Genomic DNA, 12,426 nt, shown 5'->3' with positions numbered 1-12,426 from the left:
GATACAGAATGTTAATCTCCTCTTAATAAATCAATTTCGGCTACTAACTCTTTTCTTCTTCTTTAAACCGAATATAAATTAAGGTTTTTGTACATTTTTTATTGTACAACTGATAAAAATGCCGTACTTTTGTAGCGAAATTGTTTAACGTAATATATACATATATAAAACTATAAAACGAATGGCAGGATTATTTAAAACATCTGTTGCAAGAAAGGTGACGATGGCTCTTTCGGCACTCTTTCTCATTCTCTTTCTAATCATTCACTTTGCGGTAAACTTCACCTCTGTGATTAGCGAGAGTACTTTCAACGAGCTATCTCATTTTATGGGCACCAATCCTCTTATTCAGTTTGCTTTGCAACCTGTATTGCTCGCTGGGGTGTTGTTCCACTTCATTATGGGATTTGTCTTGGAAATCCAAAACAAAAAAGCTCGTGGTAGTGAGGCATATTACAGCTATAATGGGGGGGCTAACTCCACTTGGATGTCTCGTAATATGATTATCACAGGAGTGGTGATTCTTCTCTTCTTAGGGTTGCACCTCTATGATTTTTGGGTAAGTGAAATGAACTACAAGTACATCGAGCAATTACCTCCAAACCCCGACCGCTACTACGAAGAATTAGTAGAGAAATTCCACAACCCTGTGCGTGTGGGTATTTATGTGTTAGCCTTTATCGCTTTGGCTTTGCACTTGCTACACGGCTTTCAATCATCTTTCCAATCTATGGGCTGGAAAGACGATGAGCGCAAAAAGTTTATCAGTTGCGTTGGCAATTGGTATTCTTACATTATCTGTGGAGGCTTTATCTTCATCGCCCTCTTCCATTACATTAAATTTTTAACAGCTTAATCTTATGAGTACATTAGATTCTAAAATTCCTGAAGGTCCTATAGCGGACAAATGGACGAAATATAAAGACCATATCAACCTCGTAAACCCTGCTAACAAGCGTAATATCGATGTGATTGTGGTAGGTACTGGCTTGGCAGGAGGTTCGGCTGCAGCTACCCTCGCTGAATTAGGCTACAACGTGAAAGCATTTGCTTACCAAGATTCTCCTCGTCGTGCACACTCTATCGCCGCTCAAGGGGGTATCAATGCCGCTAAAAACTATATGGGCGATGGCGACTCTATCTATCGCTTGTTCTACGATACTGTAAAAGGGGGCGACTACCGCGCTCGTGAGGCTAACGTATACCGTCTTGCTGAAGTATCTGGCAATATTATCGACCAATGTGTGGCGCAAGGAGTTCCTTTTGCACGTGATTACGGCGGACTCTTAGACAACCGTTCTTTCGGTGGAGTATTGGTTTCTCGTACTTTCTATGCCAAAGGTCAAACAGGACAACAGCTCTTGCTCGGTTGCTATGCTGCGATGAACCGCCAAATCGCTCGTGGTAAAATTGATATGTACAACCGCCACGAAATGCTCGATGTGGTAATAGTAGACGGCAAAGCTCGTGGTATCATCGCTCGTAACCTTGTTACTGGTGAAATTGAACGCCACTCTGCTCACGCTGTAGTTATCGCCTCTGGTGGTTATGGTAATGTATACTTTCTTTCAACCAATGCGATGGGCTCTAACGCTACCGCAGCTTGGAAAATCCACAAAAAAGGTGCTTACTTTGCTAACCCTTGTTTCACTCAAATCCACCCTACTTGTATCCCTCGTTCAGGCGACTATCAGTCTAAGTTAACTTTGATGTCCGAATCTTTGCGTAACGACGGACGTATTTGGGTACCTAAGAAAATGGAAGATGCAGTAGCGATACGCGAAAAACGCAAAAAACCTACTGAAATTCCCGAAGAAGACCGCGATTACTACTTGGAACGCCGTTATCCTGCTTTCGGTAACCTTGTGCCTCGTGACGTAGCTTCACGTGCTGCTAAAGAGCGTTGCGATGCAGGTTATGGAGTAAACGAAACAGGTGAAGCTGTTTATTTGGATTTTGCTTCAGCTATTGAGCGTTACGGTAAAGAACAATGTAAAATTCACGGCGTAGAACCTACTAAGGAAGAAGTTATTAAACGCGGTGAAAAAATCGTAGAAGCCAAATACGGTAACCTTTTCCAAATGTACGAAAAAATCGTAGCCGAAAACCCTTATAAAACACCAATGATGATTTATCCTGCTACTCACTACACTATGGGTGGTATTTGGGTAGATTACAACTTGATGACCACTATCCCTGGTTGTTATGCTATCGGTGAGGCTAACTTCTCCGACCACGGAGCTAACCGCTTAGGAGCTTCTGCCCTGATGCAAGGTTTAGCCGATGGTTACTTTGTATTGCCTTACACTATCGGCGATTACTTAGCCGCTGATATCCGTACTGGTAAAATCCCTACTGATACCCCTGAGTTTGACGAAGCAGAACGCATTGTAAAAGAACGTTTAGCTTATTTCATCAACAATAAGGGTACGCACTCTGTAGATTACTTCCACAAGAAACTTGGTAAAGTGATGTGGGATAAAGTAGGTATGGCACGTAATGCCGAAGGCTTGAAAGAAGCTATCAAAGAAATACGCGAAATACGCGAAGATTTCTGGAAAAATGTAAAAGTGCCTGGTGAACTCACTGGTATGAATGTAGAGCTTGAAAAAGCGGGTCGTGTAGCCGACTTCCTTGAACTCGGTGAGCTTTTTGCCAAAGATGCCTTAGAGCGTAACGAGTCTTGTGGTGGACACTTCCGCGAAGAGTATCAAACTCCTGATGGTGAAGCCCTCCGCGACGACAAAAACTATGCTTATGTAGCCGCTTGGCAATACACTGGTAATCCTAAAGAAGTAGTGAATACCTACAACCCTAGTGAAGAGGTAATGCATAAAGAACCTCTCGTATTTAAAGATATTGAACTTAAACAACGTAGTTATAAATAGAAAGATATGGCAACGATGAACCTAACACTCAAAGTGTGGCGACAAAAAAACTCGCAAGAGAAAGGTCGTATGGTAGATTATAAAGTAACCAACATTTCAGACCATATGTCTTTTTTGGAAATGTTGGATGTACTCAACGAACAACTCATTGAAAAAGGAGAAGAACCTGTAGCATTCGACCACGATTGCCGTGAAGGTATTTGTGGTATGTGCTCTCTCTTCATCAATGGGGAAGCTCACGGACCCGACCGTGGGGTAACTACTTGTCAGTTGCATATGCGTATGTTCAAAGATGGTGATACCATCACTATTGAACCTTGGCGGGCTACTGCTTTCCCTGTTATTAAAGACTTGATGGTAGATAGAACTGCTTTTGAACGCATTCAACAAGCAGGGGGATATATCTCTGTGAACACTTCTGGTAATACCCAAGATGCCAACGCTATTCCTATCCCTAAACGCGATGCCGACCGCTCTATGGACGCTGCGGCTTGTATAGGTTGTGGAGCTTGTGTGGCTACTTGTAAAAACTCTTCGGCTATGTTATTTGTGGCTGCCAAAGTATCGCAATTTGCCCTCCTTCCTCAAGGTCGTGTAGAGGCTACTGAGCGTGTACTCAATATGGTAAACCAAATGGAGCACGAAGGTTTTGGTAACTGTACCAACACAGGAGCCTGCGAAGTAGAATGCCCTAAAGGTATTTCACTTGAAAATATTGCACGCCTCAACCGTGAATACCTCAAAGCAAGTATTCGTTAATTAGCAAATTTGAAAATTAAACAAATAAAAAACTGCCTCAAATTGTTTGGGGCAGTTTTTTATTGTATATTTGTACCCTAAACCTAAACTTATAACAGCAATGGAAACAACTGATAAAACTCTTTCCAATTTTAGAACGTGACAAATCACAAAAGTAACTGCTTTTATAGAAAGTTTAATTTTAAAGATAAAAAATATCAGTCAGACTGAAAAAATAACCTAACCCATTTTTAAGACGTAATATTTAAAAATACTAAATCTATAAGCAACAAACATACTATCATAGAGTAATGAATACTACTTTAAATACAAATAAAACAACAAAATGATAATCATACTCAATATATTTTTAGCTTTACTACTCTTACTACTCTTATGGAGTATCATACAAACAGCTTCGCTCATTCTTGTTATAAAAAAGGTGCGAAAAGCTAATAGTAAGGAATGGAATAATATAATTATAGCATTTATAAAAACAAGAGCTGAACGTAAGGTTTTTTATAGCTTTATGGCAACAGAACTTACTCTTGCAGGAGGAGTAATACCGGAAATACCTAAAATTGTATTTAAGTTTAGACATGCTGATACAGAAGCAAACTTATGGTTTGAATTATCTCAAAACTCTGAATGGTTGAGTTTTGGGGTAGCAGTGCTAATTGCTTTTGGTTATTTTATCTATCTTTGGCAGTCTAATAAAAAGAAACCTGAAGAGTGGCAAAGAATAGTTGAGGCATGTAGTTTGATAGATGAAGAATTTAACTTCATCCCTACTCAGAAGTGGTTTGAGAATCAAAATACCAAGCAAATTAAGAATTTAGATAAGCGTTATTCAGAAAATCGCAATTTCCCATTTGAGGATATGGATTTTGCGTTGGCTTCATTGCACATTACTGATAGGTTCAAGCCATTACTGAAAGAGAAAATAGGAGAATTTAGAGATACATTGAGATCATTTATAATAAATAAAGAAAAAGAGCCTTCTTACTCTAAAATCTTAGTTCAATGTAGAGAGCTTGTTGAAAAGATAGAGAGCTTAAGTGGAACAGCAACTTCTTATATTGAATTAAGAGAATCAGTGAATGGATTCCTTTCTATATTTAACGACTTCTACTACGATTCTGAAAATAACAATAGAGATGAAATTCGAACAAAAGGATACTCTATTCGTGAATATGGATATGCCCTACAGAAAGTGCTTTCCAATAGTTGGATTGAGTTCAGGAAATATCATACAATTATGGTTACGGGTTTTGCTGGTACGGGAAAGTCACATCTTATAGGTGACATGGTTACTCAACGTAAACGTGCCCATGAACCATCAATATTACTTTTAGGGCAACATTTCACATTATCATCTGATCCGCTCTCCCAGATTCGAGAATTATTGGATATTAAATGTAAGAAGGAAAAATTGTTGACGCAACTCAATAATTATGGTAGGAAAATAGGAGAACCTGTGGTGATATTTATTGATGCTATTAACGAAGGAGCTGGTGATGAGTTATGGAGCAAATTCCTCTTGGACTTTTTGCAAGAAATAGATTCATGCGAGTACCTGCGTCTTGTTATAAGTTTTCGCATATCTGATCGTAAAAATTGGTTTTATGATATTGCTCACGATCCAGCATACGCAGTATATCAGCATCACGGATTCAAAGGATATGAGCGAGAAGCTTGTGAATACATGTTCTCATCTTTTGGTATAGAGCAACCAACTTGGCCTGTATATGGAGAGGAATTTTCAAATCCTCTTTTCTTAATCAAGTATTGTCGCAATCATGAAAGAAGTCAGCGTCCATTGGTTTTTACAAATTTTTGGACAACTATTCTAGAATATTGTGATGATACCAATCATGAAATAGCGATAAGTTTTAAGTATAACGAAGCCCAAAATCTTGTGATTAAATCCTTGCGCTCTGTTGCAGAACTAATGGTTAAAACTGGTAGTCGTTGGAAACTTGAATATCAAGTCGTAATAAAGAGATTGGCTCAGGAAGCTCAATATACAAGAACACCCAACGATTTTTTTGAATTGCTGATAGATGAGGGATTATTAAGAACGGATGTCTATAATGGTGTTACATATGTAAATTTTGGTTTTGAAAGGATAGGCGATTATTTTATCGCAGAACATCTGATTTCAAATGCTCCGGCCAAAAAATGGTTCAAATATAATTGGGGAAATCTTTCTGAAGCTTTAGCAATTCTCGTTCCCTCAATTAAAGATAAAGAACTGATAGAACTAGTTGAGAAAAATGATAAAGAAAAAGCACTTCAATCATTTATTGATAGCGCAATGTGGCGAGATCTTTTCACTGTGAAAGGAGATGAGTTGATATGCAGAATAAAGGAAGTAAACGAATATGGTTTGATGTTTGAAATCATATTATCTCGCCCTTACAGAGCAGATGTAGCTTCAAATGGATTTGCCTTGTATGATATGTTATGGAATTTAAGTATGGCGCAACGAGACGCTATATGGACTATTTTAATTTCCTCTCCTTCTTCACATCAAAGTAGCCAACTTATGGATTTGGCACGATGGGGGTGCGAAGCTTCGGAAAATACCCTAAATTCAATAGATAATCAGATAGCTAAGGCATGTCTTGAGACTTTAGTGTGGGCACTATCCACTACTTGGCGAGAACTGAGAGATTGTGCTACACATGCCATTGTGAATATTTTAGTTCAGCATAAGAATCTTCTCCTGCCATTACTAGAGAAATACTATTTTGTTAATGACCCTTACATCCAAGAACGGTTGTGGTGTGCTGTCTATGGAGCATTACTCCTAATGGAAGATGATAAAAATAGCTGTACAGTTGCACAGTGGGTATATAGTAACGTCTTCATCAAAAAACATGTACCTGAGCACATTTTGGTACGTGACTATGCTTGTAATATTGTAGAGTTTGGTATTAGTAGAGGTTTGGATATAGGGATAGAACAAGAACTGATAAAAGTTCCCTTTACAGACGGGACTTTACCTCCCATTCCTTCAAACGATGAAATTACTGCAAAGTATGAAAGAGATTGGAAAACAGTTCCAGACAATGAACAAGACATATATAGGGCTCAACTCTCAATCTTATTGTCTATGGCTCCCAATCAAGGGGTGAGGATGTATGGAGACTTTGGAAGATATATTTTTGAATCTAATCTCAGAGAATTTGGAGAGAATGTAGAAATGTTGTCAAATTGGGCTATACATATGATATTTGAAGAGTATGGATACGATCCAAAGGTTTTCGCTTTTTTTGATAGAAAAAATACTAGCCGTGATCGTTCTCATAGTAAGATAGAGCGTATTGGGAAAAAGTATCAGTGGATAGCTATGTATCGTATTATGGCTCGAATGATGGATAAATACCCAGACAAAGGTAGGAGTAATGAATGGTTTCATCCGATACTAGGAGCCAGAACAATTGATCCTACTATATATCCTGGGAACAAGTCATTGAATCATCAGAGCAAATATAAACTTCCTGATTTTGATATATCAAAACCGAAAAGAGATCTTAAATGGTTGAAAGCATGGAAGAATATGCCGAAGATTAAAGAGTATATTCTTGTGACTGATGAAAAAGGATTTGGATGGGTGAATTTATTTTCGTACAATAACATTATATATGAGCCTGATGATGATAAATCTCTAATTAGAGATTTGTGGACTTTTATTCAGGCATATATTGTCAAAAAGGATGATTTAAGTGTTGTATGCAACAATTTATACTATAGGGGAATTGAAGGACGTTCTTTTCATGAGAATAGTGATATTTATAAAGTATTTTTTCGAGAATTCTATTGGTCTTCTATTTACACAGAAACTGTAAAAGATGAGTATTACAAGAGATTTTCATTTTTTATTGGACATGAAAAATTTGATAATATTATGATTGAACCTACCTATTTGAAATATTCACTTTCAGAAGAAGATGATGTCTCTTTTGGATCTTCCATAAATTTGCTTATGCCTAATGAATGGTTATTCAAAGGACTTCAATTAAAATATTCTAATGATACTGGAGTCTGGATAAATGATAAAAATGAGATTGTTGTATTGGATAACTATATGTTCTCAAGTGGTCATAGTGCATTATTAGTCCGTAAGGACTATCTTCTTAATTATCTTAATACTAATGGAAAAGCAATGTTTTGGCCTATATTAACAGAGAGAATGATTCGTTCAAAAAAGATGGGTTATGCTAATTATGCTCAAAATGGGGGGTATGCCTATATGGATGAAAAAGGTATTATACATCAAAAAATTAGATGTTATGAGTCTTCAAATATAGAAAAGAAATATTTAAAGTTTAAAAGTCTTATTAACAAGAAAACTAATATTGTTTTATTTTGGCTCCACAAACACCATTTTATTTAGTCATCAAAAAATAAGAAGGCGGAGTTATATTATGGCATAGACTACTATGTATTTAAGAAGTTCCAAAATAGATAGGTCAATTCGACCATCAATATACTATATATCAAGACTTAGATAACCTTATTCTACGAAGAGTTTAATTATTTTGCTAAAAAGAGTTTTTACAGACTCTTTGAGTATTTTGCTTAAATTATTTATTATTTTGAAATCAGCGGTAGTATAGTCCAAAAGGTACATAAAACAGATGTTTTCATTTAAGGTTTGGGTTATTTTATCGCAAGAATAAATATTAGAAAGATAGCCATAGAAGAGTACTTTTATCATTGTACGAGGGTGGTAAGCAGAACAGCCCCTCTTATATTTCTTGAGAATATCAGTTATATTTAACTGATTAATAAATATCTATACTAATTTAGCAGTATGTTATTATCTATCCTGTCAAACATATTTTCAGGGAAAAGTGTTAAAATTTTACCTGTTTCAGTTTTAAATGATACTTTTGTCATAGTGTTTTTTGGAGCTACAAAAATACAAAAATTGTGATATAGTGGATAAAATGAGGCTATCCGAAAAATAGCCTCATTATTTTTTAGCTTAACCAAAATGTTCTAAGACTTTTTAGGCAGGCTCTTTTTTACTTCAAAAATTGGTTATTTTTTTCTCAAAACAGGATTTAGTTCTTCATCATTGTACATCTTCATTTGTTTATAGACCTTCATATACTTTCTGCCTGCAGCAATATCGTCTAAAAGCTGGTTGAGAGCCGTTGAGAGATCTTTTTTCTGTTCGAGGAGTACATTCAGTTTTTCTTGACATTTAGCGCGATGCTCAGGGGTGGCATCGGGGCGGTTTACTTCTTCCTGCATATGATAGATTTTCAGTGCTAAAATTGAAAGCCTATCCACTGCCCACGCAGGACTCTCGGTGTTGATAGTAGCCTCAGGAAGTGGTTTCACCTCCTTATACAAGTCTAAAAAGTAGCTATCTATATACTCTACCATATCGGTACGTTCCTGGTTAGAAGCATCGATTTTGCGTTTGAGGTCGAGGGCTACCACTGGGTCGATGTTCGGGTCGCGAATAATATCCTCATAATGCCATTGCACGGTGTCAATCCAATTCTTGCGATAGAGCAAGTGATTGAGCAAGTCAGTTGATGGATAAGGGTTTGTAAAAGACTGATATACATCGTCGGCAATGTGGTATTGCTCGATACTTTCTTCAAATATTTTAAAGGCTTTTTCTGAAAACATAGTCATTAATTTTTTGGCAAAAATAAAGTTTTTCTTTAATAAATCAAACCTTTTGCGTAACTTTGCAACAAATTTTAATTTTTCTATGAAACACTTCATTTTTATTATCACTTTATTAACCCTCACTATGGAAAACCTACAAGCACAAAACAACGCTGATAATCAAACTATTTATCAGTTTACTGTAGAAGATATCAACGGTAAACCCTTTGCTCTTGCCGACCTCAAAGGCAAGAAAGTAATGATTGTAAACACTGCCTCAAAATGCGGTCTCACCCCCCAATACAAAGAGCTTGAAGCCCTCTACAAGCAGTATAAGGACAAAGATTTTGTCATTATAGGATTCCCCGCTAATAATTTCTTAGGACAAGAACCTGGCAGTAATGAACAAATTGCTTCATTTTGCAGTATAAACTATGGAGTAAGTTTCCCGATGATGAGCAAAATATCGGTAAAAGGAAAGAATATGCACCCTCTATATCAGTTTCTTACCCAGAAAGCGAAAAACGGTGTAGAAGATTCTAAAGTAAAATGGAATTTTCAAAAATACCTCATCGGGCGAAACGGCAAATTAGAAAAGGTAATCGACCCTAAAACCTTACCTTCTAGCGATGAAGTAACACAATGGATTGAAAAATAACACTGATAACAATGCTAAAAAAACTATTTGAAAATTACCGCTTTATAACAATACTATGGTTTGCTCTTGCGCTGGCGACTGTAGTGCAGAACGTATGGATAGCAGGCAAGTTCAACAACTACCTAATTTTTGATGGGGTGTTTTGGCATACTCTCAAGCAATTGCCCCTCTACCTTCCTTACCCCGATGAGTATTTCGATACAAACCATTACGGCATCTTGTTCAGTGCAGTTATTGCTCCTTTTGCCTTGTTACCCAAGTGGATAGGTTGTACTTTGTGGATAATGGCAAATGCAGCTTTCTTATATTGGGCAATTAGGCAATTGCCTCTCTCTAAAAAGGCAATTATTGCGGTACTGCTTATTGCTACTCACGATATGTATACCGCTGCTGCTATGCAACAGTTCAATATCAGCGTGATAGCACTATTAGTAGGTGCTTTTGTATTCATAGAACGTCGGCAGAGTCATTGGGCAACCTTGTTCATTGTAATAGGCGCACTCACTAAACTCTACGGCATTGTAGGCTTAGCATTTTTCTTCTTTGCTAAGGACAAATGGCGATTTATTTGGTCAGGGTTATTTTGGCTCATCGCTTTATTTTGTTTACCAATGCTCTACTCTTTACCCGATTATGTAGTTTCTCAGTATTTTGACTGGTATGCTTCTTTGGCTGAAAAGAATGTATCCAACCTAAATACCACTACATACAACTTGCAAAACCTATCACTTTTAGGTTTTTTGCAACGCACAGGCATTTATAATAACAACAGTATAGTCATTCTCATTGGGTTAGGGCTATTTGCTCTGCCTTATTTGCGCATTCAGCAGTATAAAAATCTCAATTTTAGATTGCTATTATTAGCTTCAGTGAGTATTTTCCTTTGTTTGTTTAGTACAGGCACTGAAAATAGCACTTATATAGTGGCTTATGTGGGGGTTGGGATATGGTTTATGGTAAGTGAGGTCGATCCTAAACTCAAAATAACCTTACTGGTATTGGCTATGTTAGGCTCACTCTCCCCTACTGATTTATTCAAACCACTGAAAGAACCTTACATTATCCGATATTCACTAAGAGCTGTACCTGTAACCTTGGTTTGGCTTGCAATAGTGTATGAAATGTTATTTATTCAGGTAAGAGATAAGAAAGATGAAAACAATAGAAATAATAGTACCGTGTTATAACGAAAGTGAAAATATACGTCCGTTATATGAGGCTATAAAGAGTGTTTTTACTGAAAAACTCTCTGATTATAGCTATACTTTGCTTTTTGTGAACGACGGCAGTAGCGATAATTCTCTTGAGGTGCTCAAATCTTTAGTTGAAAGTGATGTACGCGTGAAATATCTATCGTTTTCGCGTAACTTTGGTCATCAATTAGCAGTAAAAGCAGGATTAGACCACTCGTTTGCTGATGCTGTTATCTCTATGGATTGCGATTTGCAACACCCTCCTGCCCTTTTACCCGAACTCATTGCCAAATGGGAAGAAGGCTATCAAGTAGTCGCAACTTTGCGTACCTATCCCGCAGATACCCCTAAAAAGAAACAAAAGAGCTCTCAACAATTTTACAAACTTCTCAATTTGCTTTCGGATATAGAAATCAAAGAAGGTTCAGCTGATTTTAGACTTTTAGACCAATCGGTGGTAGAGGTCATTCGCTCTATGAAAGAGAACGAACCTTTCTTGCGAGGTATCGTGCCTTGGGTAGGATTTCGCCAAACTTATATCCCTTACACTGCAGCTTCTCGTTTTGCAGGTGAAAGTAAATACACGGTTAAGAAGATGCTACAATTAGCGATTACAGGTGTTACTGCTTTCAGCATCAAACCCTTATATTTCGCTGTATTTTTAGGCTTTGCATTCTCTGCCCTATCACTATTGTACATTCCTTACGTGATATACGCCTTTGCAAGTGGTACTGAAATATCGGGCTGGGCTTCACTGATTATGACAATTGTTTTCTTTGGCGGGTTACAACTCATCATTTTAGGTATCATAGGTATTTATATAGGAAAAATCTTTAAACAAACTAAAGACCGACCTTGTTATATTATTCAAGAAGAAAAATTGTAAATAAAAACACATAAAAATGAGAAATCCAATTCTAATATTGCTAATACTTTTTAGCACATTTATCCAAGCACAAGAGAAATATCAATTATCAAGTCATATTTTAGATATTTCACAAGGCAAACCTGCTCCAAATGTAAAGATAGCTCTATCTAAGCAAGATAAAAATCAAAACTGGGTATTGATAGATGAGAAATACACAGATAACAATGGGAGAATTAAAGATTTTTTGAAAGAAGAATCTAATAAAAATAATAATGGGGTTTATAAACTCACTTTTTATATTACTCCTTATTTTGAAAAGTTGAAACAAAAAACATTTTATCCCTTTATAGAAGTAGTTTTTGAGATAAAAGATAATCAACATTATCACATTCCGATTACATTATCTCCATATGGTTATTCTACTTACAGAGGAAACTAATAACT

10 protein-coding genes are annotated in these 12,426 nt (G+C 36.8%); 8 read left to right on the top strand and 2 right to left on the bottom strand.

What is annotated here, in order from left to right; genetic code table 11:
- Window positions 1–181: 181 nt before the first annotated feature.
- The 4 genes from HW279_RS01110 to HW279_RS01095 all read left to right on the top strand — a co-directional run bounded on the left by HW279_RS01110 (window position 182) and on the right by HW279_RS01095 (window position 8,028).
- The gene (locus HW279_RS01110; protein WP_178957641.1) at window positions 182–856 is read left to right on the top strand and encodes a succinate dehydrogenase cytochrome b subunit; all 675 of its coding nucleotides are present in this window, start codon (window positions 182–184) and stop codon (window positions 854–856) included.
- Window positions 857–860: 4 nt separating this feature from the next.
- On the top strand, window positions 861–2,888 hold the full coding sequence (locus tag HW279_RS01105; RefSeq protein WP_178957640.1) for a fumarate reductase/succinate dehydrogenase flavoprotein subunit: 2,028 nt from the start codon (window positions 861–863) through the stop codon (window positions 2,886–2,888).
- A gap of 6 nt (window positions 2,889–2,894) precedes the next feature.
- Complete coding sequence (locus HW279_RS01100) at window positions 2,895–3,647, top strand: succinate dehydrogenase/fumarate reductase iron-sulfur subunit (protein WP_002673219.1); 753 nt, start codon at window positions 2,895–2,897, stop codon at window positions 3,645–3,647.
- 325 nt (window positions 3,648–3,972) lie between these two features.
- Window positions 3,973–8,028 (top strand): ATP-binding protein, encoded by a 4,056-nt coding sequence (locus HW279_RS01095; RefSeq protein ID WP_178957639.1) that lies wholly within the window; start codon window positions 3,973–3,975, stop codon window positions 8,026–8,028.
- 120 nt (window positions 8,029–8,148) lie between these two features.
- Here the strand turns inward: HW279_RS01095 and HW279_RS01090 are convergent, their stop codons facing one another.
- Both HW279_RS01090 and HW279_RS01085 read right to left on the bottom strand, forming a co-directional pair.
- Window positions 8,149–8,400, bottom strand: coding sequence for a transposase (locus HW279_RS01090; protein ID WP_317165726.1), 252 nt, complete (start codon window positions 8,398–8,400; stop codon window positions 8,149–8,151).
- Between the two features lie 278 nt (window positions 8,401–8,678).
- Entirely contained in the window at window positions 8,679–9,281 is a 603-nt protein-coding gene (locus HW279_RS01085; protein ID WP_178957637.1) for a DUF4254 domain-containing protein, read from the bottom strand.
- 85 nt (window positions 9,282–9,366) lie between these two features.
- Here HW279_RS01085 and HW279_RS01080 point away from each other — a divergent pair, with 85 nt between their 5' ends.
- Genes HW279_RS01080 through uraH form a run of 4 tightly spaced genes read left to right on the top strand, consistent with a single transcriptional unit; the run spans window position 9,367 to window position 12,421 of the window.
- On the top strand, window positions 9,367–9,921 hold the full coding sequence (locus HW279_RS01080) for a glutathione peroxidase (protein WP_178957636.1): 555 nt from the start codon (window positions 9,367–9,369) through the stop codon (window positions 9,919–9,921).
- Window positions 9,922–9,932: 11 nt separating this feature from the next.
- The gene (locus HW279_RS01075) at window positions 9,933–11,108 is read left to right on the top strand and encodes a glycosyltransferase family 87 protein (protein WP_178957635.1); all 1,176 of its coding nucleotides are present in this window, start codon (window positions 9,933–9,935) and stop codon (window positions 11,106–11,108) included.
- A complete protein-coding gene (locus HW279_RS01070) occupies window positions 11,074–12,000 on the top strand; it encodes a glycosyltransferase family 2 protein (RefSeq protein WP_178957634.1) in 927 nt (308 codons plus the stop codon). The genes HW279_RS01075 and HW279_RS01070 overlap by 35 nt, the downstream gene beginning before the upstream one ends.
- Before the next feature lie 16 nt (window positions 12,001–12,016).
- Complete coding sequence (gene uraH / locus HW279_RS01065) at window positions 12,017–12,421, top strand: hydroxyisourate hydrolase (protein WP_002677529.1); 405 nt, start codon at window positions 12,017–12,019, stop codon at window positions 12,419–12,421.
- Window positions 12,422–12,426: the final 5 nt, after the last annotated feature.

This window comes from Capnocytophaga sp. oral taxon 903, from assembly GCF_013394785.1.
In the GTDB taxonomy this organism is placed as follows: domain Bacteria; phylum Bacteroidota; class Bacteroidia; order Flavobacteriales; family Flavobacteriaceae; genus Capnocytophaga; species Capnocytophaga ochracea.
Note: the sequence above shows the minus strand (reverse complement) of the source record. Positions and strands in the feature narration are given on the sequence as shown.

What these genes read in the sequence shown, in the direction of transcription:
- HW279_RS01110 (WP_178957641.1), top strand. Translation starts at nt 182, where the DNA reads ATGGCAGGATTATTTAAAACATCTGTTGCAAGAAAGGTGACGATGGCT.
- HW279_RS01105 (WP_178957640.1), top strand. Translation starts at nt 861, where the DNA reads ATGAGTACATTAGATTCTAAAATTCCTGAAGGTCCTATAGCGGACAAA.
- HW279_RS01100 (WP_002673219.1), top strand. Translation starts at nt 2,895, where the DNA reads ATGGCAACGATGAACCTAACACTCAAAGTGTGGCGACAAAAAAACTCG.
- HW279_RS01095 (WP_178957639.1), top strand. Translation starts at nt 3,973, where the DNA reads ATGATAATCATACTCAATATATTTTTAGCTTTACTACTCTTACTACTC.
- HW279_RS01085 (WP_178957637.1), bottom strand. Translation starts at nt 9,281, where the DNA reads ATGTTTTCAGAAAAAGCCTTTAAAATATTTGAAGAAAGTATCGAGCAA.
- HW279_RS01080 (WP_178957636.1), top strand. Translation starts at nt 9,367, where the DNA reads ATGAAACACTTCATTTTTATTATCACTTTATTAACCCTCACTATGGAA.
- HW279_RS01075 (WP_178957635.1), top strand. Translation starts at nt 9,933, where the DNA reads ATGCTAAAAAAACTATTTGAAAATTACCGCTTTATAACAATACTATGG.
- HW279_RS01070 (WP_178957634.1), top strand. Translation starts at nt 11,074, where the DNA reads ATGAAAACAATAGAAATAATAGTACCGTGTTATAACGAAAGTGAAAAT.
- uraH (WP_002677529.1), top strand. Translation starts at nt 12,017, where the DNA reads ATGAGAAATCCAATTCTAATATTGCTAATACTTTTTAGCACATTTATC.